The organism is Fructilactobacillus sp. X2R5C2, from assembly GCF_059901375.1.
The window spans coordinates 105,503-129,961 of the sequence record NZ_JBWXUX010000002.1 but is presented as its reverse complement, the minus strand read 5'-3'; the positions used below and the strand labels follow the sequence as shown (position 1 = coordinate 129,961).

The window sequence follows — 24,459 nt, the reverse complement described above, 5'->3', positions numbered from 1 at the left end:
TTTTCACTTTATGTGAAATCTCTAACAACTACATTGTAAGACATTAACGATAATTAATAAAGTCATACTATTAGTTTATTTTATTAATTTGGCACTTACAATTTCATCCCATCTAAGGATTTGATCACCTACGATGACTAAATTTTTATAGTAACCCTTCATCGTACCGATGATCTGTTCAATTTTTAATTCCTTCTTATCGTAGTAAGCATATTGGAGTTCCACCTTAAGACGATTAGCAAATGACTTTTGCAGAACCTCATCAATTTTCGAATGATCCATTTGATCATCTAATTTTCTTTGCTGTTGTTCTGCTTTTTGCTTCCTTAACTTACTTAATTTGCTAGTATGGTCTGATAAAAAATAGCCCTGCCATTTTTTAATACCACGATCATGATAATCAAATTTAAAAAAATTCTGAACAGCTTTTTCATTCATAATGGTTCTCCTAACTCTAACTTTGAATTTTTCTTTGCGCCGTTGGCCAAACTAAGTTCCCAAAATTACGATAATAAGTAGTTAATAAATTACGTTTGCCTACGTAATTAACGATTGCCTCCAAAAATTCCAAGTCATAATTTGAAATAACATAAAGCGGTTGTGATCGCTCCTGTTGGTACTTTTTCTTAGAACTTAGAAACCAATCATACTCATAATCAAAAACATTATTAACAATCATCATCCAGTAGCGGGTCCTTGGAACGCGTAAAAATAAATGATCAATATTGGCTAAGATTTCGTTTCCTGCCAAGGTGACATCACTATTCATAGGAATTGCCTCCATTATGTCCTCCTACCAGATTTGACCTAGAAATCGCGGTAGCACCGTTACACAAACTATTCGCGTTTAATAAAGCGGCATTTCCAAATTGTTTCCGAATTTGATCGCCAGTTTTGTTTAACACATTTTGTTTGATGGTCCTTTGATTATCTCTAAATAAGTCAAGTTGTTCACCTACTTTAGGTGATAAATGACCATATTCTACCCCAATATTGCGAATCATCTCGCCATTCCAATTTCTCTCAAATAATTCAGTCAAATCACGACCAAGTTCATAACTATCATCAGTCGGATTAATCTTCATTGATTGAGAAAACCCACTGCTACCAGCTACTTGCTTCGTTGCAAAGGAAAAACCAATAAACAAGGTGATACATTCCGTTTGCAAATGGTGATTACGAATCCTAGAAGCAACTTGACTCGCAACCTCTTTAATAACTATTTCGATCTCACTTCGGCTTGTATAGTCTCTTGGGAGAACCTGTGAGTTACTATAACTTTTATCTTTGGTATGCATGGGCTGTCTTAAATTACTTCGATCAATTCCCCACGCTGTAGCAAATAATTGCAATCCAATGATTCCCATCTTCTCCTTAATCAAATATGGATTAGCGTGAGCCAAATCATTCATATTATAAATTCCAAGGTGATTTAAGTTAGCTGCGGTTCTTTTCCCAATTCCCCACACGTTCGTTAATTTTTGAATGTTCCAAATTTTGTTTGGGACATCTTTATAGTGGATTTCTCCCACTAAATCGGAATCATGTTTGGCATAAACGTCCAACGCAATTTTGGCTTGAACAGGATTATCGCCAATTCCAACCGTGGTATATAATCCTAAGCGACTTCTAACTTCCTCTTGAATTTTAAGTGCAACATTTCTTAAACTGTTGCCAAATAAATGCCATGTATGAGTCATATCAAGTAATGATTCGTCAATTGAATACGGCAAAATATTATTTTCATCAGTAAATTCAGTAAAAATATCATTAATCTGCAAGTTCTTCTTAATGTACAAATTCATTCGTGGCGGAACAATCAAAAGCCTAGGATCATTAGGTAGATCACGTTGCCTGCTAACGTTACTAATTCCAAACAACTTTTTGGTCATTGGAGATGCCGCCAAAATTAATCCACCGTTGGTATTAGCCTGTTCCGACATCACCACTAATATAGAACGAAGTGGGTTAAGCCCTCGCTTCACACTTTCACAACTGGCATAAAATGATTTGTTATCAATAAAAAAATAAACTCCGTGAGGTTCTTCGTCATAATCCAAAATATCACCTACTCGAACACCTGTTCGTATTAAATATTACTATCTTTTATTGGTAATGTAAATAAAATTTTTATGATACTCTTGAATTATTAAAAAAATAAGGAATGAAAGTAATGAATAAATTTAAGAAAATCGCACTAACGGCCGGATGCGCCATTTTATTGTTGACTATTCCAACCGAAATTTCGCTTGCTTCTGGTTCCAATCAATCAGAACTAATTGCTCAAGAAAAATCACTTACCAAACAGAGCCAACAACTATCCCAACAAATTAATCAAGCACAAGATGATTTAAATCAAAAACACGTCACAATTAAGCCAGTCTCTAATCAACAACTGGTTTCATCGCATCCTAAAAAGGACCCTACTTCTGCAAGGGTAGTTCAAAACTCTGAAGATAAAACTGATACCAATAACAATCAAAAAATCATTGGAAATCGCAACTCTCATGTTTACCATCTTCCGAGTCAAAACAATTATCAGATGAAAAGTAAAAACGCGGTTTATTTTAACTCTGTAGCGGATGCACAAGCTGCTGGATACCGGGAGGCTAAACGATGAAAAAGTGCCTCATTATCCCTATTACGTTAGTTAGTTTACTGATGACTGGATGCTCACAACAGTTCCAACCAGCTCATAATCATTCAGCCAACTCCAGTCAAAATACTCAGCAACTTCAAAAGAACGTGAACAATTTACAACGTCAGGTTGATACCAAAAAGGCAAAACTCAAAAAGCTTCATTATCAGTTAAAGAACTCATCCAATCTAAAGCTAAGTGACCTAAACTATGATGGAAATCAGGAAGTCGAAGTTGATCATAATAATCCTCATTTTGCTCCTTCAGAATTAAATCATAAAAGTCCTTGGCTAAAGTTTAACAATCTTGATCACCTTAATCGTGCTACCGATGCCAATGGCATGTTGAATATAAAAACAATGCCAACTAAAAAACGAGAACCACTTACTTTCAATCCAACCGGGTGGCATAACAAGCGAATTAATAATGGCTGGCTTTATAATCGGAGTCATTTAATTGGTTATCAGCTCTGCGGTGAAAACAATAATCCTAAAAACTTGATCACGGGAACCAGAACCCTTAACGCTCCACTAATGCTTTATCACGAAGATGACATTGCTACCTACTTAAAGCAAAACCGAAATAACTATGTTAGATACCAAGTAACTCCAATTTATCGTGGTAACGAACTAGTAAGTCGCGGAGTCCAAATGAGAGCCCAATCAGTTGGAAATAACCAAATTCACTTTAACGTCTACATCTTTAACGTTGAACCTGGATATAATATTGACTATCAAAATGGATATAGTACTAAGGGATAAAAAAAGACGATGACATTTAGTCATCGTCTTTTTACGTTATCTATCAGCTATTAACCGTTTTGGTATGGAACCATGCAATGTTCTTATCAAAGAAACTTAGAAGGTCATTAAATAGATACAAAATGTAGGTTAAGAATAACGTCCAATTTGCTCCACCTTGATAAGCAGTAATTCCCCATAGAATAATTGAGAATATCCCTTGAGCAAGCCAGAAATAATAAGTATCACGAAATCTCAAAGTAGTTAAAAGAGCTCCTGTAATTCCAATTGTTGCAGCAAAGCTATCTACAAATGGTCGTGGACTATCACTATATCCATGTTCCCAAGCATATAAAGCTCCTAATACTACAACAAAGAATAGCGCTGTCAACCCCCAATTCATCAGTGTTTTCTTAAGATTACCCTTAATAGTTAATTTCTTGATATGTTTGTCAACATTAGTAGCCCAACTAGGAATTAGCAAAACCGGAATATCCAAAAGTACAATGTATGTAGTCTGTAGAATAATATCATTGTAATTCTTAGCGGTAAAAGCAACGTAAATATAAATCAAAGCACTGACTAAACCAAAAATTCCGTTTAGTGGTTTAGTATTGGTAATAGAAATAGTGGTGGTGAATCCAAGCATTCCAGCTAACATGGTCATAATCGCAATAAACGTAATTGGCTGTGTAACAGTTGATCCAGCAATTACTCCTAAACCAAACAGAAGTAACAAATAGCTAGTAAAACTCCACCCCTTCATCTGATTAACATACCAACTTGGCTTTAGTATGTCATAAGCAGCAATATCGTTTTTCCCTGACATAAATAATCATCCTTTCTCAAAATTTGAATCCATTATTATCATCACACATTCATCACTTTGAGACAAATCAACGAAAAACGATGAATTCTACAAATTTGCGAGTTACTGGCCTATAAAAAATTTCAGTTTTTTTAATTAAGTTTCTTTTCCATTCAATCCAAATTAATGAAATGATTAAAGATTTAAATAGTTACTAATTTAAAAAAATGTACCACTGATAAACATAAAAGATGTTGTAAAAGTAAGTGATAAATATGTATAATGGATATTGAAGTCCAAAGGAGGAATAATCATGTTAATAAACGTCCCATTCTCAATCAAAGCTGATGGAATTCATGACCTCAGAAAAATTACCGTTAAAATGCCTTCAGGTGAAGAAGTCAGATTAGACGCTGCTACCCTTGACGATATTGATCGTGATCACGAACACCTTCTAACCATTACGAAAGATCCTCATCATGAACTGGGAACTCCCGGGGAAAGTATTTCTTTTGATAACTTTGGGGAGAAGAATTCGTTCCCATCAAATAGTAAAGTTATTTTCATGGCAATTCCAAAATAAAAAGAAGTACTACTTTTTAAGTAGTACTTCTTTAGCGAATAAGCTTCATAATTATGAGAATTCGCTGGTAAAAATTCGTAAAGTGTGATTAAATATAAAGTGTAGATTAGAGAGGTAATAAATTTCTGTTGCATTCTCAACATTCACATCAACTAAGACTTTCCACTCCTACTGCTTACTGGTCTTAGATACGTGTGCTCTTTTATTTCATAGATCTTTACTTATTAGATTGTTACTTCTCATAACTATGTTACAGTTTTTTAACCTCTCTAATCGTCGAAAGCACTCAATTTGAGTGCTTTTTTTGTACATTCAAATCCCCTGGCGTGAATTCTTTAATCTTTACCTTACTTTTACAGTATATTATATTAGCTGTTACTAATCAAGTATATAAGTAAAAAATATCAAAATATATTCCTTATAAGGGAACACTAAAACTAATCATGAAGCAATTTTTATCTTGTAAAAAATTTTTCTAAGAAATTTTTACAATCATATTGTTGCTTATATCACATATCATACACCCCACAGTTATAGGGTTTCTAGTTACTGATGTGAATTTAAATCAGATTATTGATTTAGGAAAATCTCTAAAAAACATGGGGCATATATTCATACTTGTATCCAATTCAATTGTGCAATCCATAACATCAGCTAATGGTTTCTATAACCGATATTCCATTATTCATGATCATTTCCTAATAATTAATTAAAATCCCATTATTTTCCAATTAAAAAACCACTATTCTATAATAGTGGTTTTTAATAATAAATAAAATACCAAATTTTAATTTTTAAAACATTATTATTGTTATTTAACGAATGGTTGGTGTTTCATTTTAATATGTTCCACTCCACCTTCTAAAAAGATACCGCCCGTGGGCACAAAATTAAATGATGTATATAAATCTTCCACGTATTTTTGGGCTTCGATCCTAATTTCTTTCTTAGGATACTTGTCAGCAATTAAATTCATGATATTTTCGACTAAATTCTTCCCTAAATGGTTACCACGATGATCACGCTTAACTACGATTCTCCCAAAAGTCACATAATTGGTTTGTTCATATATTCTCCCGTAACAAACAATTTGGTTATCATCATCAACCAAGAAGAGATGCCAAGATTTTTTGTCATTATCATCAATATCTTGTAAGGTAATTTTTTGTTCAACGACGAATACTTCACACCTTAGTTGATAAATCTTAAACAATTCATCCAAAGTCAATTGACTAAATTTTTTTACTTTCCACATAAAATCGCTCCTAACAATTGAAGATGGTCAATTATACATCATTACTAATATTACCTATAAAAAAAGAACGACAATTATTACTTGTCGTTCTTTTGATCTTCATCAGTTTGCAAAACAGCCATAAAGGCTTCCTGTGGGATATCAACTTTTCCTACTGCCTTCATGCGCTTTTTACCACGTTTCTGTTTTTCTAATAATTTAGCCCGACGATCAGGATCACCAGTATGAATCCTAGAAGTAACATCTTTTCGGTATGCTTTAATGTTAGTTCTAGCAATAATAGTGGCTCCAATTGCTGCTTGAATTGGAATTTCAAAGTTTTGTCGTGGAATAATTCCCTTTAATTTTTTGACAATTTCCCGACTTCGGCCAGCAGCAAACTGTTTGTGTGAAATAAAACTCAGAGCATCAACCTTATCGCCATTCAAAAGAATGTCGACTTTAACCAGATCACTTTGCCGGTACTCAGAAAGTTCATAATCAAGGGATGCATATCCATGAGTGCTTGACTTTAATTTATCAAAAAAGTTAAAAATGATTTCAGATAATGGCATTTGATAAATCACATTAACTCTTGCATCATCCAGATACTCCATCGTAACAAATTGGCCACGACGATCCTGACACATCTCCATTACGGCTCCAACATAGTCATTTGGTACCATAATACTAGCTTTAACAAACGGCTCTTTAATGTCTTTAATTGATGAAACATCAGGCATCTCAGATGGATTCTCAACTTCAATTGTGCTTCCATCGTTTAGGTCAACGTGATAAGTTACAGATGGTGCCGTAGTTATCAAATCAAGCCCAAACTCTCGTTCCAATCGTTCTTGAACCACGTCCATGTGAAGTAAGCCAAGAAATCCACAACGAAAACCAAATCCCAACGCTTCAGATGATTCAGGCTCAAATTCAAGCGAGGCATCGTTTAATTTAAGTTTTTCAAGTGCTTCCCTTAAATCATCAAATTTAGCATTATCTGTAGGATACAACCCAGCATAAACCATCGGAATCATTTCACGATATCCGGGCAATGCCTTCTCGGTTGGATGATCAGCATCCGTGACTGTATCACCAACTCGAGTTTTAGTAATATCTTTGATACTAGCAGTAATGTAACCAACGTCTCCAGCCATTAAATATGTTCGTTGAAGTGGCTTGGGAGAGTTAACTCCAACTTCAGTTACCTCGTACTCACTACCACTATTCATCAGACGAATCTTATCTCCGGGTTTAACTACTCCATCATAAAGACGAACACTAAGAACAACTCCACGATAATCATCGTAGATAGAATCAAAGACTAAGGCTTTAAGGGGAGCTTCAATGTCTCCCTTCGGTGCTGGGATTTTTTGAACAATTTCTTCTAATAAATCCTCAACCCCAAAACCACTTTTAGCACTAATTTCTACTGCATCTGAGGTATCCAAGCCGATAACATCTTCGATCTCTTTTTTAGTTTTTTCTGGTTCAGCAGAAGGCAAATCAATCTTGTTGATCACCGGAATGATTTCAAGATCATCATCAATGGCTAAGTAAACATTCGCCAAAGTTTGTGCTTGAACCCCTTGAGTAGCGTCTACCACTAACAAGGCGCCTTCACAAGCTGCTAAGCTCCGTGAAACTTCATAAGAAAAATCAACGTGTCCAGGGGTATCAATTAAATGAAATACATAATCAACCCCATCTTTTGCATGATAAGTCAATTCCACTGCATTCAATTTAATGGTAATTCCGCGTTCACGTTCTAGATCCATGTTATCTAAAATTTGATCCTGCATGTCTCGTTTGGCAACTGTATCAGTTAACTCAAGAATTCGATCCGCTAAAGTCGATTTACCGTGATCAATATGAGCAACAATTGCAAAATTTCTTGTGCGGCGTTGCTTTTCTTTCATTTTTTTATAATCCACGATATTCTCCTACTTTCATTATGCAATTCGTTCAAGTCGTTATTACTATTATAACAACCACACATATGTATAACAAACAAATAAAGGAGTGGCCACATGGCTACTCCTTTATTTGTTTACTTAAATGCATCTTTCATTTTATCAAAGAAATTCTTATTTTCATCGATATTAGTATCACCACTAGCTTCAGCCAGTGCTTGTAAGGCAACCTTTTGCTTAGAGTTAAGTTTCTTTGGTGTTTGAACCTTAACTTTAACCATTTCATCACCATTACCATTTCCATGTAACTTAGGGGCACCCTTTCCTTTCAAACGGAAAACAGTGCCAGTCTGGGTTCCAGCAGGAATCTTCAAGTCAACGTCACCATGAACTGTTTTGACTTGAATTTCTCCACCAAGAGCAGCGGTTGCAAATGAAATTGGTTGATCAAAGTAGATAGTTGGACCGTCTCTTCTAAAGTACTTACTTTGAAGTACTCTAAAGATTACATACAAATCACCATAAGGTCCACCGTTTTCACCAGCGTCTCCCTGGCCTTGCATATGCATTTGTTGGCCTTCTTCAACACCAGCTGGAACAGTAACTTCAAGTGAATGTTGTTTCTCAACTTTACCAGTTCCACCACATGTTGGGCACTTGTCTTTGATAACTTTACCAGTTCCACCACATACAGGACATGGTTCCTGAGTCTGCATCTGTCCAAGTGGTGTATTAACAGTCTTAGTTACATAACCACTACCGTGACAGTTGGAACATGTTTCTGGTTTAGTACCTGGTTTAGCACCAGTCCCATGACATGTCGGACAGGTTTCTTCACGATTATATTTAATCGTCTTCTTAGTTCCAAAGACAGCTTCATCAAACGTTAACGTCATTTGATATTGTAAATCACGTCCACGACGTGGTGCAGTTGGATCAGCTCGACGTCTTCCGCCACCGCCGAAAATATCATTAAAGATATCAGAAAAGTCACCAAAACCTGCACCTTGACCGCCGGCATCAGCTCCGGCACCACCGCCAAAGCCACCAAAGCCTTGGGGACCATCTGCTGAGCCATACTGATCATAGTTAGCTCGTTTCTTTTTATCGCCTAAAACTTCATAGGCTTCAGTAATTTCCTTGAATTTTGCTTCTGCATCGGGAGCCTTATTAATATCTGGATGGTATTTTTTGGATAATTTTCGATAAGCGTGTTTAATGTCATCTTCACTGGCACTTTTATCAACGCCTAATACTTTATAATAATCTTTACTAGCCATTAGCTCGCCTCCAAACTCAAATAATACAACAAAAAGCCAAAGCCTACCAAACCGACTTTAGCTTTCGTCAATTTTAACAACGCCAATCGCCAAAACTACTTTTTGTCATCGTCATGAACTTCATGGTAATCGCCGTTAACAGTGTCGCCATCATCATTTCCATTTCCTTTATCTGATGATCCACCATTAGCGTCATTTCCACCTTGTTGTCCTTGACCAGCTTGGCCTTGGTTTTGTTGATACAATTTGACTGCTAAAGCTTGAACTTTTTCGTTCAAAGCATCTTTCTTAGTCTTCATTGCATCAGTATCGCCATCTTCTTTGGCTTTTTTGAGTTCGTCTTCAGCATCTTGAGCTGCCTTAATTTCATCATCTGAAACCTTACCTTTAACATCCTTCAATGTTTTATCAGTCTGGAAGATCAATTGGTCAACTTCATTATTCAAATCGACTTTGCTCTTCTTTTCCTTATCAGCATCTTCGTTGGCTTCGGCTTCTTTCATCATCTTATCGATTTCATCGTCTGAAAGACCATTGGAATCTTTGATGGTAATTTTTTGTTGTTTACCAGTTCCCTTATCCTTAGCGGAAACATTAACAATTCCGTTTTTATCAATATCAAAGGTAACTTCAATTTGTGGAACACCTCTTGGTGCAGCAGGAATATCAGTTAATTGGAAACGACCTAGTGACTTATCATCAGCAGCCATTGGACGTTCACCTTGTAAAACATGAATGTCAACAGCAGTTTGATTATCAGCGGCAGTTGAGAATGTTTGTGACTTTGAAGTTGGGATCGTAGTATTTCTATCGATTAACTTAGTAAATACACCACCCATGGTTTCAATACCTAATGACAATGGAGTAACATCAAGCAAAACGACATCCTTAACATCACCAGTAATAACTCCACCTTGAATAGCTGCACCTAGGGCAACAGCTTCATCAGGGTTAATTGAATGGCTAGGTTCCTTACCAGTCCATTTTTGAACTTCTTCTTGAACAGCTGGAATTCTAGTTGAACCACCATTAAGAATAACTTGGTCAATGTCACTTGCTGAAAGTCCAGCATCCTTTAAAGCATTGTCAAGAGGAGCTTTTGTTTTTTCAACTAAGTCAGAAGTTAATTCATTAAACTTTGCTCGAGTAAGAGTTGTTTGTAAATGAAGTGGACCATTTTCACCAGAAGAAATAAATGGAAGTGAAATTTCAGTTTGAGTTACACCAGATAAGTCCTTCTTAGCTTTTTCAGCAGCATCTTTCAAACGTTGCAAAGCCATCTTATCCTTTGAAAGATCAACTCCGTTTTCTTTCTTGAAGTTATCAATCAACCAGTCCATGATTCTCTTATCGAAGTCATCTCCACCTAAGTGGGTATCACCATTAGTTGAAAGAACTTGAAAGACTCCATCCCCTAATTCAAGGACAGAAACATCAAAAGTACCTCCACCTAAATCATAAACTAAGATTTTTTCATCTTTGTCTTTTTTATCTAAACCATATGCAAGTGAAGCTGCAGTAGGTTCATTAATAATTCTTTTAACATCAAGTCCGGCAATTTTACCGGCATCTTTGGTAGCTTGACGTTGAGCATCATTAAAGTAAGCAGGAACAGTAATAACTGCTTGACTAACAGTGTCGCCAATGTAATCTTCAGCATAACCCTTAATGTATTGCAGAATCATTGCTGAGATTTGTTGTGGGGTATATTCTTTACCATTTGCCTTAACTTTGTGACCCTGTTCACCCATGTGACTCTTGATTGATACAACCGTATCTGGGTTAGTAATTTCTTGACGCTTGGCAACTTCACCAACTTGGATATCACCGTTTTTAAAAGCAACTACTGAAGGAGTGGTTCTTGATCCTTCTGGATTAGTAATGATTTTTGGTTCATTACCCTCCATAACAGCTGCAGCTGAATTAGTAGTTCCTAAATCAATACCAATAACTTTATTACTTGCCATACCTAAAACCTTCTTTTTATATATTTAATAACAATTTAATTACTGTGCGACTACCACCATTGCTGGTCTTAGAACTCGATCAGCAATTTTATATCCACTTTGAAGAACGGATACCACGGTACCCTTTGGATGTTCATCACTTGGGGATACCGTCTGAACAGCTTGATGCTGACTTGGATCAAATTCCACTCCATCAGCATTAATTTCAGAAATATCATTATCCTTCAGAGCTTTTTCGAGGTGCTGCTGTACCATTTCGATTCCCTTTTTTAACTGCTTACCGTTTTCGTCAGAAACGTCAACGTTAAGCGCCCTTTTTAGGTCATCCATAACAGGAACAACATCTTTTGCAAAATCTTGTGCACCGTATTTAACTATATCAGCGCGTTCCTTTTTGTTTCGATTTTGAATGTTTTGAATCTCTGCTTCAGCTCTCAAGTACTTGTCTTGAACTGAATCTAATTTTTGCTTTAATTCATCAATCTTTTTTGCGGAATCATCTTTTTCATCCGTTTTTACATCTTTCTTTGGTTCGCTTGACTCGTCGACATTTTTCGATTCATCTTTAATATCTTTATTTTGTTTTTCTTTATCGCTCGCCATTTTGAACCTCCTTCTTATTTATCATAATTATTATAGTATCCGTTAATCCGCTTTTGAAGTTCATCTTTAAACGCATCAACTAGTCCTAAAACTTTTGGATAAGCCATCCGGGTCGGTCCAATCACAGCAATTCTTCCCATGCCATGAACACCAACATCATAAGTTCCGGAGATAATACTATAATTCTTCAATAAATCATTTCGTAGCTCGGAACCAATCATAACAGAAATGGGTTTAGCATCATTATCCAAAATCTGAGCCATATTCGAATTATCGCCAAACATTGAATAAAGTGGCTTCATATTCTTGATGTCTTTCTTATCGTCCATTGTGTCTAACAAATTCATTCTTCCACTAACAAAGAAATGGTCTTTAAGCGATTTGTTAATGACGTATTCGAATGCACTGACAAAATTTTCAGAAGAAGTTAAATAATCTCTAATTTCCTCAGGAATTGTAGTCTTAAGTTCATTCAAAACTTCGGGAATGGATTTACCTGAAAGTTTGTCATTAACTAAGTTAGTTGCTTGAACTAACTTATCCTCATCAATGTGATCATTCGTTATAAATGGTTGACTTTCAACTTGTCCATCATCCATGACAATGATAGCCATTACTTGATGATCAGATAATTTAATCAGTTGAAAATGTCGTAAAGTCTCTGTATTAGTCTGCTCAGGGCTTAATGTCATCGCCGTATAATCGGTTAGACTAGATAAAATATCAGCAGATTGTTTTACAATATCATCAATTTGCTGAAAAGTTCCGCCCAAAGCATTATGAATTAAACTTTTCTCTTCATTATCAACTAGTACGGGAGCAACCAAATTATCAATATAATATCGATATCCTTCATTTGAAGGAACTCTTCCGGACGAAGTATGAACCTTTTGAATCAGATTTTGGCCACTCAACACAGCCATCTCATTTCGAATGGTAGCAGAACTAACATTCATTGGGAGTTGACTCGCTAATCGCTTCGATCCGATTGGAACACCGTTGTCAGTATAATCATCAACAATGTACTTTAGAATCATATTTTGTCTCTCAGTGAGCATTCTTATCACCTCTTTTAGCACTCTTTATTATCAAGTGCTAACGTACATTTATACCTTACCAAAGGTACACAAGAACGTCAAGAAATAAGACTACTGGTTTTTACGCTTCTTAAAATACAAACGAGTATTATTTTCATCAATTTTTAACTGATCAATCAGTGGTTTAGGACCCTGATACTTCACTTCATCTCGCATCTTTGACAACCATCTAACTTTAACCCGATTCCCATAAATATTCTGATCAAAATCAAGAATATTAATCTCTAGAGTAACGGGATTATTGTCCCCAAAGGTTGCATTTTTACCGATAGAAGCCATGGCCCTATACCAAATATCATTGACTTTAATTTCTACTACATATACTCCTAATTTAGGTAACCGTTGCTTATCTGAATACTCAATATTTGCAGTTGGAAATCCTAATTCACGTCCACGAGCCAATCCATGAACTACTACTCCATCATTTTCAAACTCATAACCTAACAGCCGATTAACCGTTTGGATGTGTCCTTGATCAAGATTACGTCGAATGCGAGTCGAACTAACCTTTTGGTCATCTAGTTCATCTGCACCAACACTTATAACATCGAATCTCCCATTAGCATATCCAGGAAGCTCGGTCATCCCGGCATCTTTTTTTCCATAAGTATGATCAAATCCCGCAACAACCGTATCAGCCTTCAAACCAACTAAATAATTATCCACAAATTCTTGCGGCTGCTGGTCTTGAAATGCAAAATTATAATTTACGACATAAACATTATCCACTCCCAATTGATTAAACAATTGCAGCTTTCGATCAAGAGGGGTGAGATACCGTTTAGCATTCCCATCCAATTTCTTATATACCAATGAAGGATGATGATCATACGTTAAAACTGCTAAGGGAAGTTTCTTTTGCATCGCAATTTTTTTGGCTTTATTAATCACTTTTTGATGACCCAGATGGACGCCATCAAAGAATCCCATTGCAATCACCTGGGATTTCTTTTCGTTTCTTTCACCGAGTGGATATGATAAATAGTCGACTTTCATAATTTCCTCTAATCTAAATCAAACATTTTTTTGGGTTTATAATTATTTTCTTGTTCATTTTTATAATATAAAGCCCGATCAATATTACTATACTTTAAAACTATCATCTCATCTTCGCAAGCTACTTCATCAATACTCAAAAAGCCGCCATGTTTAACACGATTCCATTGTTCATCAGTAAGGATGATGGTTTTAAAACCTTTTAAAGCGTAAGAAATAGGAAAAATAATCTTATCAAGTTTATGAGCATTCACCGCATGATCGAGATCAGCAAACGTAACTGTATCAGCAAGGTTAAATCCACCACTTTGGATTCGGGTCAACTTTGACATTACAGCTGGAACTTCTAGTTTAAGTCCCAAATCAGTCGCAAGCGTCCTGATGTATGTTCCCTTACCACATCGGACTTTAAAGGAAAAAGTTTGCGTCCGACTTGTATTATCATATGAACTACTATTCAGACGAATAAATTGCTTAACCTCAATCTGACGTTTCGGACGTTCAACTTGTTCCCCCGCTCGTGCATACTCATACAGTCTCTTTCCATTAACCTTTACAGCCGAAAACATGGGTGGAATTTGAATGGATTGACCCAAAAACGAATTTAAGGTTTGGTCAATCTTTGCATCAGGAATTGGCATGAAATCAAAATTTGAATTAACAATTTCGCCATCTAAATCCTCAGTAGTGGTAGAGAAACCAAGTGTGATGGTCCCCTGATAAACTTTTCCAGATTGCATAAGATAATCAACTACTTTAGTAGCATGTCCTAAACAGATTGGAAGGACCCCATCAACATTAGGATCAAGTGTTCCACTGTGTCCGACTCGTTTTTGTCCAATAATGTGACGAATCTTACTTACACAATCAAAGCTTGTCATTCCCCGTGGTTTATATAACGGAACAATCCCAGTAATCAATATCTTCACTCCAATCCTATCTACGCAAAAAAGACTGGAAATTAACATTCCCAGTCATTTTTTATTTATCTTTTTTATTTAAATTATCAATTAATCGATCAATTTTACTTCCATATTGGATTGATCCATCACGTTCAAAATGAATCTCAGGTGTTACATAGATACTTAAACGGTGACCAAGTTCTCCTCGAATTAGTCCAGTAGCTTTATCCAATCCTTTTTGAACTTTTTCTTGGTCAGCTTTATTGTCAGACAAACTACTGTAATAAATAGTAGCTTGTTGTAGATCACCAGTCACTTCAACACCAGTGATCGTAACACCTTGAACCCGTGGATCACGAACTCGTTTGAGCAAAATGTCGTCGACTTCTTTTTGAATCTCTTGCTGTAGTCTTCCTACACGATATTGCGCCATTATAATCACTCCTTACGGCTCTTACTTAGGCTGCACTTCTTTCATGTGGTATGCTTCAACTTTATCTCCGACTTTAATGTCGTTGTAGTTTTCAATTGTCAAACCACATTCAAAGCCTTGTTTGACTTCTTTAACATCATCTTTAAAACGCTTCAAACTGCCAAGTTCACCATCATAGATGACCACATTATCTCTAATCAAACGAACTTTGCTGTCACTTCGAACGTATCCATCAAGCACCATTCCACCAGCGATGGTCCCGACCTTAGAAGCTTTGTAAATTTGTCTTACTTCAATATTTCCAGTAACTTCTTCTTCATAAGTTGGATCTAACATACCCTTCATAGCAGCTTCGACATCATCAATGGCGTTATAAATAACCTGATAAAGACGAATATCTACTTTGTCGGTTTCAGCTTGAGTCTTAGCCTGTGGAGTAGGACGAACGTTAAAGCCAATGATAATTGCATTACTTGCTTCTGCAAGAGCAACATCACTTTCATTAACGGCACCAACTGAGGCATGAATAACGTTGACCTTAACGCCTTCTACATCAATTTTCTTTAAACTGCCAGCTAATGCTTCAACTGACCCTTGCACATCAGCTTTAATAATCACATTAACCTGTTTCATGTCTTCTTGCTTCATTGAATCAAACAAATTATCCAATGTAACCCGATTATTTTGCTTTCGTTCTTCAATTTGGCTTTCTTTGGCACGTTCTTCACCAGCTGCACGAGCCGTTTTTTCGTTATTAAAGACAATGAATCGATCTCCGGCTTCTGGAACATCATTTAATCCAGTAATTTCAACGGGAGTCGATGGCTTAGCATCTTTAATATCTTTGCCATTTTCATTGGTCATAGTTCGTACTCGTCCGAAAGTATCTCCAACAACGATTGGATCACCAACGTGTAAAGTTCCCTGTTGGACCAAGAGCGTAGCAACTGGACCTTTTCCTTTATCTAGACGTGCTTCAACAACTGATCCTGCACCATTTTGTTTAGGATTAGCTTTAAGTTCAAGCACTTCAGATTGAAGCAAAATCATATTCAATAATTCATCAACGTTAGTTCCATTCTTAGCAGAAATATCAACAAAGATGGTATCTCCACCAAAGTCTTCGGGTACTAACCTATAGTTCATTAACTGCTCTTTAACATGTTGTGGATTAGCATTGGGTTTATCAATCTTGTTTACAGCAACAATGATTGGAGTACCAGCTGCCTTAGCGTGATCAATGGCTTCAACAGTCTGTGGCATTACTCCATCGTCTGCGGCAACTACCAAGACGGTAACATCCGTGATATCAGCACCACGAGCTCGCATTGCCGTAAAGGCCGCATGCCCTGGGGTATCCAAGAAGGTAATGGTTTGATCACCATGCTTCAATTGGTAAGCACCAATTGCTTGAGTAATTCCACCTGCTTCACCAGCAGTAATATGAGAATGCCTTAAGTAATCAAGTAAAGTAGTCTTACCATGATCAACATGACCCATGATAGTAACTACTGGAGGACGAGACTCCTGATAATCAGTGTTGTGTTCTTCTTCATTAAAGAATTTATCAATATCTGAAACATTGACATTTTCTTTTTCTTTAGCTTCAATTCCATAATCAGTAGCTAACAATTCGATGGCATCTTTATCTAGTGATTGATTTTGATTAACCATCATCCCCAACATAAATAATTTTTTAACAATTTCTGCTGGTTCTCTATGCAATAACTTCCCAAGATCTTGAGCATTCATGCCATCTTGGTAAACTAAGACCTTAGGTAATGGACGGCTCTTACGTGTTGGAGCAGCGTTCTTCTTATGATTCTGACGAATCCTTTGATTCTTAGAATACATATTGTAACGACTATCACGACGCTTGTTCCGCTTCTTACCCTTTTTGTTCTTATTACGGTTTAAACTTCCGCCGAATTTTCCGCCTCCATTATTATGTGGCTTAGAGGTGTTATTAACTGGCTTCTTATTTGTTCCGTTATTACTACCAGTAGTATTAGCATGATGATTATTATTAGGATGGGTAGTACTTTGACCATTAGCATTATTGTGTGAATGCTGATTAGTTGGATGGTTATTACTGTGATTAAAGTGATTACTAGAGTTCTGATTACGATGTTGCGTATTACTGTGACCACCGTTATTATGAGCATTCTCAGGACGTTGGGCATGGTTATTGTTACTATGCCCATTATTTGAGTGTTGATTTACCACTTTATGATCCGAACGGTTGGTTTGATGTTGACTATTAGCATGATCATTTCTATTAGAATTGTTATTATGATTATTTCTACCATTAAAAGTGCCATGTCCATTATTACTATTGTGGGAGTCAACAGGCTTTTTGGATGGAGCGTGTGTGTGTACGCTTCCATTTGTAGCCTTTGGATTATTTCTGAGCGCACCTCGTACGGTCTTCTCCTGATTTGAATCAAGCGATGACATATGGTTTTTAACCGTAAAACCGTTTGACTTGGCTGTATCAATCACACGTTTGCTAGGTACATTAAGCTCTTTGGCTAATTCATAAATTCTTTTTTTGGCCATATAATCACACTCCTTTACTTATATTTTTATTATTTTAATTCTTTAAATTTTTTCGAAAATCCCTTATCTTCAATTGCTACGATTGATCGTTTCATTCCAATCGCGTCACTAAGATCATCTTTAAGCATACCAGTATTAACTGGAACTTCATAGAATTTACTTTTATCTAAGAATTTCTTTTTAGTGCTTGCACCACAATCTGACGCAATAAATAAATAGTTTACTTTTCTATTTTTAATTGCGTTTAAAACAATTCCTTCACCTGATATTATTTTACCAGCTCGTCTGGCAATTCCCAATAAGTTTAAGACTTTATTATAATTTGTCATTATCAATTAGTTCCTGCCGAGCCTGTTTATGGTCTACATAATCAATGAGTTTATCATAAAAATCATCCGTTAACGTCACTTCAAAAACTTGATCAAGAATCTTATCTTGTTTAGCCTTTTTAGCGGTCTCAACGTCAATCTTAACGTATGCTCCCCGACCAGATTGCTTACCAGTTGGATCAACTGAAACATTTCCCTCTTTATCACGAACAATTCTCACTAATTGTCGTTTAGGAGCCATCTCACCAGATACAACGTCTTTTCGCATTGGTACCTTTCTTTTTCTCATACCAGTACCTCCTCAAAAACTATTCTTCATTTTCTTCCTCATTAGAGATAGAATCATCAGAATCATTTTCATCACTGTCATCTTCATCATTGCCATTCATTTCAGATTCAGATTTAATGTCAATCTTATATCCCGTTAATCTAGCAGCTAAACGAGCATTTTGACCACGTTTACCAATGGCAAGTGATAACTGATCATCAGGAACAACAACAGTGCATGAACGATCATCACCATCTTTAAAGATCACATCGACAACATCAGCTGGGTTTAGAGCATTTGCAATATAGTCAGCAGGATTTTCATCCCATTGAACGATATCCATATTTTCTCCACCTAATTCATTCACGATGGTTTGAACTCTCGTTCCTCTTGGACCAACACTAGTTCCCACTGGATCAATGTCAGTACTATTAGAACGAACCGCAACTTTAGCACGATCGCCAGCTTCACGTGCAATGGAAACAATCTCAACCGTTCCATCATAAATTTCTGGAACTTCTTGTTCAAATAAACGTTTCAACATTCCTGGTGCAGTCCGACTAACAAAGATCTGTGGTCCCTTTGATGAATTTTCAACGTTAGTAACGTACACCTTTAGCTTATCCTGTGGGCGATAAGTTTCATTGGGCATCTGATCATTCTTTGCCATAACGGCTTCTACTTGACCAAGATTCATATAAACAAAGCGACTATCTTGACGTTCAACTTCAGCGGTAACAAGTTCATCTTGGTACTTACTGTACTTATCGTAAACCGTTTCACGTTCGGCTTCTCGAACTCTTTGGGTAATGACCTGTTTAGCGGTTTGAGCTGCAATTCTACCAAAGTTCTTTGGCGTTACCTCGAACTTGATTTCGTCACCCAATTCATACCCTTTATTGATGGTTAAAGCTTCTTCAAGACTAACTTCTAAACGCTGGTCTTCTACTTTATCAACCACTTTTTTGACCGCATAAACATGAATACTACCGGTTTTTTCGTCAAAGTTAACTTCAACGTTTTGGGCCTGATCAAAATTACGTTTGTACGCTGATGACAAGGCTGCTTCCAAAGCGTCAATCACAACTTCTTTTTTGACACCCTTCTCTTTTTCAAGTTGATCAAGTGCACTTACCAGTTCTTTACTCATTTTAATCTCCTAACTAAAATTCAATTGCTAATCTGGCTTTTGAAATTAATTTTCTTGGAATTTCTAATTGATGAACTCGCGTTTTATCTTTAACCGATAACGTTAGTTGATCATCATCCAAACTTTCAAGTGTACCTTCAAACGCTTTTTTTCCATCCAACTTCTGGTACAAAGAAACATGGATGTATTTTCCGATTGCATTTTGATAATCAGACTCTCGTTTTAATGGTCGCTCAGCACCTGGTGAAGACACTTCCAAAAAGTATGGTTCATCAAATGGATCTGGATCCAGTTCATCAAGTTTTTCACTAAGTTGATCACTGACTAAAACACAGTCATCCAAGCTAACCCCTTGGTCTTTATCAATATAAACTCGCAAATACCAGCTTCCACCTTCTTGAACGTACTCAATGTCATAAAGGTAAAAATTGTTGTCATCTAAAATCGGTTGGACGGTTTTAGAAACTCTATCAATAACTTCGCTCAAATACTTACCTCCTAAAAAATACCAATAAAAAGAGCGAGCATTCCTGCTCACTCATCAGAAGAGTTTATAATTACTATTATTACTATACCATACACATCAAACAATATCAACGAAGCCCTAGAGATCAAACAAACTAAGCTGATTTTCATCCGGTAAATCGTTTAAGACTCCATTTTGCGTCATAAATTCAATGATTGTTTTAGATACCTTACCACGTTTAGCAAGATCTTCCTTTGAAATAAACGGTTTATCTTCTCTAGCAGCAACAATTTGCTTTGCAACGTTCAATCCCAAGCCCGGAACCGCTCTAAATGGTGCAATCAGCTTATTGCCATCAATTAGCCACTCAGAAGCGTCAGAGCGATTAATGTCAACCATTTCAAATTCGAAACCGCGCTCTAACATTTCATTAGCAATCTCTAAAACGGTAAGAAGATTCTTTTCCTTGGTAGAAGCATCGGTTCCTTTATTATTAATCTCTTTAATACTTGATTTTACTGCTTCTTTTCCATGACTCATGGCAACAATGTCAAAATCATCAGCCCGAACAGAAAAGTAAGCAGCATAATAAACAAGTGGAAAGTAAACTTTAAAGTAAGCAACTCGCAGGGCCATCAAAACGTACGCAGCAGCGTGAGCCCGAGGAAACATGTACTTAATTTTTAGACATGAATCAATGTACCACTGTGGAACTCCAACGTCCGTCATCTTATCCTGCCACTCGTCTTTAATTCCACGACCGTGACGGACCTGTTCCATGACCTGAAATGAAGTCTCTGAATCTAACCCCCAGTTGATCAAATCAGTCATAATATTATCACGACATCCAATAACGTTCGCAATCGTAGCCGTTCCATCTTTAATCAACTCTTCTGCGTTTCCTAGCCAAACATCAGTCCCGTGGGACAAACCAGAAATCTGGAGTAATTCAGAGAAATTGCTAGGCTTAGTTTCTTCTAACATTCCACGAACAAAGCGAGTCCCGAATTCAGGAATCCCTAAAGTCCCGGTTTTAGAAAATACCTGTTCAGGAGTTACCCCCAGAATCTTAGGACTGGCAAACAACGACATCACCCCTGGATCATCCATTGGGATGGTCGTTGGATCAACTCCAGATAAATCTTGTAGCATTCTGATCATCGTGGGATCATCATGTCCTAAAATATCAATTTTTAAAATATTGTCATGAATGGAATGGAAATCAAAATGGGTTGTTTTCCAAGCAGCATTCTGATCTTCAGCAGGATACTGGATGGGCGTAAAATCGTAAATATCCATATAATCGGGAACAACAATAATCCCCGCTGGATGTTGACCAGTTGTTCTTTTAACTCCCGTGGCTCCCTTTGAAAGCCGATCAATTTCTGCATTTCTAAATCGCTTTCCAGTGTCACGTTCATAGGCCTTTACATAACCATAAGCCGTCTTATCAGCAACGGTTCCAATCGTTCCCGCACGATAAACATTTTTCTCACCGAAAAGAACCTTAGTGTAATTATGGGCAATTGGTTGATAGTCTCCCGAGAAATTTAAATCAATATCAGGAACTTTATTTCCTTTAAATCCTAAGAAGGTTTCAAACGGAATGTTATGACCGTCTCCTATCATCACCGTCCCACATTTAGGACACTTTTTGTGTGGAAGGTCAAAGCCAGAACTATATTCACCTTTGGTAAAAAACTGGGAATACTGACAATTAGGGCAACGATAGTGAGGTGGTAAAGGATTTACTTCAGTGATTCCAGACATGGTAGCAACTAAACTAGAACCAACTGAACCCCGTGATCCAACCAAGTATCCATCCTTATTACTTTTCGATACCAATCGTTGGGCAATTAAATAAATAACAGAGAACCCATTTCCAATAATACTTTTTAATTCTCTATCAAGTCGTTTCTGTACAATATCTGGAAGGGGATCACCATACAAGCGATGCGCGGTGTCTAACGTTCTTTGCCGAATTTCGTCCTCCGCACCTTCCATTCTTGGTGTATACAACTTATCTTTAAGCGGTTTCACATCATCAATTTTATCAGCGATCTTATTAGTGTTGTCCACTACAATTTCTTCAGCCCGATCTTCACCTAAGAAGTTAAAATCTTTTAACATTTCATCGGTAGTTCGAAAGTGTAAATCAGGTAATTCTTGTCGGTTAAGTGGATTAGCTCCACCCTGCGAATGAATCAAAATTTTCCGATAGATATAATCATGTGGGTCTAAATAGTGAGCATCACCAGTTGCGACTAATGGAATATCCAACTCATGAGCAATTTCATACATATTCTTAATGATCTCTTGCAGTTTCCCACGATCACTAATTAACCCCTGATCAATCAGTGGCTGATAAGCAGCTTGGGGTTGAACTTCAAGATAATCATAAAATTTAGCTTTATTTAAGGCTTCCTGTTTTCCCTTTTGCATCATCGCGGTAAAAACTTCCCCGCTTGAGCATGCTGATCCAATGAGCAATCCCTCACGAAATTTTTTGAGCTGACTTCGTGGAATTCGGGGAACCCGATAGTAATAATCAACATGAGCAATTGAAACTAATTTAAATAAATTTTTCAATCCAGCCTGCGTCTGCGCAAGAATAACGGCATGAAAAGGACGGGCATGTTTATAAGCATCATGTTCTTCCATGTGATCATTAAGCTGATCATGGTACTGAATGTTGTACTTATCTTCTGCTTCCTTTAGGAACAAATAATTTAAATGTCCCGTAGATTCAGCATCGTAAATAGCTCGGTGATGGTGCTCAAGTGAAACATCAAACTTTTTCGCTAATGTGTTTAAACGATAACTTTTAAAGTTAGGATATAAAAACCTTGCCAATGTCAACGTATCAATAATAGGATTACTAATCTTGTCCATTCCATGACGTTCATATCCAGTATTCATAAAACCAACATCAAAGGTTACGTTATGGCCAACGAGAATTGCATCACCATAAAACTCTCGAAACAATTTAAATGCTTCTTCTTCAGATTTTGATCCAGCTACCATATCATTCGTAATCGAAGTTAAATTAGTCGTCTGTTCCGATAATGGAAATCCTGGGTCAATGAATTCCTCAAATTGATCAATTACGTTATTGTTTTGCATTTTTACGGCTGAAAGTTCAATGACCTTATCATAAATAGCAGACAATCCAGTCGTTTCAACGTCAAATACAACGTATGTAGCATCTTTTAATGCTATATGTTTATCGTTATAAGCAATGGGCTCACCATCATCAACGACGTTTGCTTCCATTCCGTAAATCATTTTTATGTCATTATCACTTGCCGCATGATAAGCATCCGGAAAGGCTTGCACATCATCATGATCAGTAATTGCGATTGCCGGATGACCCCACTTCTTTGCACGACTAACATAATCACTAACCGAATTAGTAGCATCCATTTGACTCATGTTGGAATGGAGATGAAGTTCGACCCGTTTCTTATCTTTCGGCGCAGTGTCTTCTTTTTCTTCATGCTTGATTGGATTAATGTCATAAGCATTGAGCGTTAACTCATGAGAATAATTGTCCTCTTGGATACTGCCACGAACTTTAACCCAATCCCCTTCATCTAGTGCGGCAAATTCCTGTTCCTCATCATCATTTTTGGAAAACTTCTTTACTACAATAGAAGACGAATAATCAGTAACTTTCAAAATCATTAATTGACGACCAGAACGTAATGATCGAATCTCTTTATTAAAAACATAACCACTGACCACAGCAGAACGTTCTTCTTCAGTTATGTCGACCATCTTGGTAACGTCAACATCATCCTTAATCTTTTTACCAATCAATTTTGAATGCTTATTACTTTTAGTACCCTTATTTGATGAAGTTTGCATGGCTTTCATGGCCTTTTGAGCTAACTCAACGTCACGTTGTTGCTTCTTTTTCTTTAAATCATCAATCTTTGCTTGAGAAGAAGTAGCGTCAACCATGGTATGAATTGAAAATTTAGGAAAACCAATTTTTTGATAAGTGGCTTCAATGGGACCTAAAGCTTTTCCATCCAAAAAATCTTTTACGATTTCATTGTCTGCTAGAAATGTCACACGATCATCAATTAGCTTTGGCAAATTATTATTGCACAATTCATGAGTTAAATTAGACGCAATTCCAGCATTATTTACGACCCATTGCCAATAATCGCCAAGCTTCCGGTTATCAAAACTGTTATCCTTCGTTTTAATCTCAAAATCAACCGTAGCAATGCCATCAAAAGCAATGTCCATGTGATGAACAAACTCAACAAATTTTTCATATGGCATAATTTCAGGTAGTTCAAGATAAAAGTGCCACCGCTTAGACTTCTGATGAACATCAATTTTGTCAATTTCTGCGTTCTTAAAGTAAGGTTGATCAGCTGAATCCGATAGTTTAATTTGCTGAAGTAGCTTACTGAATAATTCTTTTTTATTTAAACTCACTTTGACCCTCTCTTTCGTTAGTTTAAAAAAGACCAGTT

General features: G+C 36.6%; 22 protein-coding genes. 3 read left to right on the top strand and 19 right to left on the bottom strand.

Annotation, left to right across the window (positions count from 1 at the left end; genetic code table 11):
- Positions 1-75: 75 nt before the first annotated feature.
- The 3 genes from AC6UD2_RS03215 to AC6UD2_RS03205 are packed head-to-tail and all read right to left on the bottom strand — an operon-like array spanning position 76 to position 2,060.
- Positions 76-438, bottom strand: coding sequence for a hypothetical protein (locus AC6UD2_RS03215; RefSeq protein ID WP_500697999.1), 363 nt, complete (start codon positions 436-438; stop codon positions 76-78).
- 16 nt (positions 439-454) lie between these two features.
- Positions 455-769: a hypothetical protein gene (locus tag AC6UD2_RS03210; RefSeq protein WP_039142993.1), complete on the bottom strand. Its 315-nt coding sequence runs from the start codon at positions 767-769 to the stop codon at positions 455-457.
- Positions 762-2,060: a Y-family DNA polymerase gene (locus AC6UD2_RS03205; RefSeq protein ID WP_500697998.1), complete on the bottom strand. Its 1,299-nt coding sequence runs from the start codon at positions 2,058-2,060 to the stop codon at positions 762-764. The genes AC6UD2_RS03210 and AC6UD2_RS03205 overlap by 8 nt, the downstream gene beginning before the upstream one ends.
- Before the next feature lie 113 nt (positions 2,061-2,173).
- Between AC6UD2_RS03205 and AC6UD2_RS03200 the strand changes: the two genes are divergently transcribed.
- Positions 2,174-2,620, top strand: a complete 447-nt coding sequence (locus AC6UD2_RS03200; RefSeq protein WP_500697997.1) for a sunset domain-containing protein — start codon at positions 2,174-2,176, stop codon at positions 2,618-2,620.
- The gene (locus tag AC6UD2_RS03195) at positions 2,617-3,399 is read left to right on the top strand and encodes a DNA/RNA non-specific endonuclease (RefSeq protein WP_500697996.1); all 783 of its coding nucleotides are present in this window, start codon (positions 2,617-2,619) and stop codon (positions 3,397-3,399) included. The genes AC6UD2_RS03200 and AC6UD2_RS03195 overlap by 4 nt, the downstream gene beginning before the upstream one ends.
- Positions 3,400-3,442: 43 nt before the next feature.
- On the opposite strand, the gene pnuC is transcribed toward AC6UD2_RS03195, so the two are convergent.
- Positions 3,443-4,207 carry a nicotinamide riboside transporter PnuC gene (gene pnuC / locus AC6UD2_RS03190; RefSeq protein WP_500697995.1) on the bottom strand — a complete coding sequence of 255 codons (765 nt, stop codon included), beginning with the start codon at positions 4,205-4,207 and terminating at the stop codon, positions 3,443-3,445.
- A gap of 292 nt (positions 4,208-4,499) precedes the next feature.
- Between pnuC and AC6UD2_RS03185 the strand changes: the two genes are divergently transcribed.
- Positions 4,500-4,769, top strand: a complete 270-nt coding sequence (locus tag AC6UD2_RS03185) for a hypothetical protein (protein WP_039143006.1) — start codon at positions 4,500-4,502, stop codon at positions 4,767-4,769.
- An 811-nt stretch (positions 4,770-5,580) separates the two neighbouring features.
- Here AC6UD2_RS03185 and AC6UD2_RS03180 read toward each other — a convergent pair.
- From AC6UD2_RS03180 to AC6UD2_RS03110, 15 genes are all read right to left on the bottom strand, one after another.
- Positions 5,581-6,024, bottom strand: coding sequence for a GNAT family N-acetyltransferase (locus AC6UD2_RS03180; RefSeq protein ID WP_500697994.1), 444 nt, complete (start codon positions 6,022-6,024; stop codon positions 5,581-5,583).
- Positions 6,025-6,101: 77 nt separating this feature from the next.
- Positions 6,102-7,940, bottom strand: a complete 1,839-nt coding sequence (gene lepA, locus AC6UD2_RS03175) for a translation elongation factor 4 (protein ID WP_039143012.1) — start codon at positions 7,938-7,940, stop codon at positions 6,102-6,104.
- Between the two features lie 116 nt (positions 7,941-8,056).
- A complete protein-coding gene (gene dnaJ / locus AC6UD2_RS03170) occupies positions 8,057-9,199 on the bottom strand; it encodes a molecular chaperone DnaJ (RefSeq protein WP_039143014.1) in 1,143 nt (380 codons plus the stop codon).
- 95 nt (positions 9,200-9,294) lie between these two features.
- Positions 9,295-11,166 (bottom strand): molecular chaperone DnaK, encoded by a 1,872-nt coding sequence (gene dnaK, locus AC6UD2_RS03165; RefSeq protein WP_500697993.1) that lies wholly within the window; start codon positions 11,164-11,166, stop codon positions 9,295-9,297.
- Positions 11,167-11,205: 39 nt separating this feature from the next.
- Positions 11,206-11,769 (bottom strand): nucleotide exchange factor GrpE, encoded by a 564-nt coding sequence (gene grpE / locus AC6UD2_RS03160; protein WP_500697992.1) that lies wholly within the window; start codon positions 11,767-11,769, stop codon positions 11,206-11,208.
- A 14-nt stretch (positions 11,770-11,783) separates the two neighbouring features.
- Positions 11,784-12,827, bottom strand: coding sequence for a heat-inducible transcriptional repressor HrcA (hrcA, locus tag AC6UD2_RS03155; protein WP_500697991.1), 1,044 nt, complete (start codon positions 12,825-12,827; stop codon positions 11,784-11,786).
- A 90-nt stretch (positions 12,828-12,917) separates the two neighbouring features.
- The gene (gene ribF / locus AC6UD2_RS03150) at positions 12,918-13,862 is read right to left on the bottom strand and encodes a riboflavin biosynthesis protein RibF (protein ID WP_500697990.1); all 945 of its coding nucleotides are present in this window, start codon (positions 13,860-13,862) and stop codon (positions 12,918-12,920) included.
- 8 nt (positions 13,863-13,870) lie between these two features.
- Entirely contained in the window at positions 13,871-14,782 is a 912-nt protein-coding gene (truB, locus tag AC6UD2_RS03145) for a tRNA pseudouridine(55) synthase TruB (protein WP_500697989.1), read from the bottom strand.
- Between the two features lie 61 nt (positions 14,783-14,843).
- The gene (rbfA, locus tag AC6UD2_RS03140; RefSeq protein ID WP_010021335.1) at positions 14,844-15,197 is read right to left on the bottom strand and encodes a 30S ribosome-binding factor RbfA; all 354 of its coding nucleotides are present in this window, start codon (positions 15,195-15,197) and stop codon (positions 14,844-14,846) included.
- 21 nt (positions 15,198-15,218) lie between these two features.
- Positions 15,219-17,756 (bottom strand): translation initiation factor IF-2, encoded by a 2,538-nt coding sequence (gene infB, locus AC6UD2_RS03135; RefSeq protein WP_500697988.1) that lies wholly within the window; start codon positions 17,754-17,756, stop codon positions 15,219-15,221.
- 29 nt (positions 17,757-17,785) lie between these two features.
- Entirely contained in the window at positions 17,786-18,085 is a 300-nt protein-coding gene (locus tag AC6UD2_RS03130; RefSeq protein WP_039143029.1) for a L7Ae/L30e/S12e/Gadd45 family ribosomal protein, read from the bottom strand.
- Positions 18,072-18,374 (bottom strand): RNase P modulator RnpM, encoded by a 303-nt coding sequence (rnpM, locus tag AC6UD2_RS03125; protein WP_039143032.1) that lies wholly within the window; start codon positions 18,372-18,374, stop codon positions 18,072-18,074. The genes AC6UD2_RS03130 and rnpM overlap by 14 nt, the downstream gene beginning before the upstream one ends.
- 19 nt (positions 18,375-18,393) lie before the next feature.
- The gene (gene nusA / locus AC6UD2_RS03120) at positions 18,394-19,503 is read right to left on the bottom strand and encodes a transcription termination factor NusA (protein WP_010021329.1); all 1,110 of its coding nucleotides are present in this window, start codon (positions 19,501-19,503) and stop codon (positions 18,394-18,396) included.
- A gap of 13 nt (positions 19,504-19,516) precedes the next feature.
- Positions 19,517-19,990: a ribosome maturation factor RimP gene (rimP, locus tag AC6UD2_RS03115; protein WP_010021327.1), complete on the bottom strand. Its 474-nt coding sequence runs from the start codon at positions 19,988-19,990 to the stop codon at positions 19,517-19,519.
- Between the two features lie 117 nt (positions 19,991-20,107).
- The gene (locus AC6UD2_RS03110) at positions 20,108-24,421 is read right to left on the bottom strand and encodes a PolC-type DNA polymerase III (RefSeq protein WP_500697987.1); all 4,314 of its coding nucleotides are present in this window, start codon (positions 24,419-24,421) and stop codon (positions 20,108-20,110) included.
- Positions 24,422-24,459 lie beyond the last annotated feature (38 nt).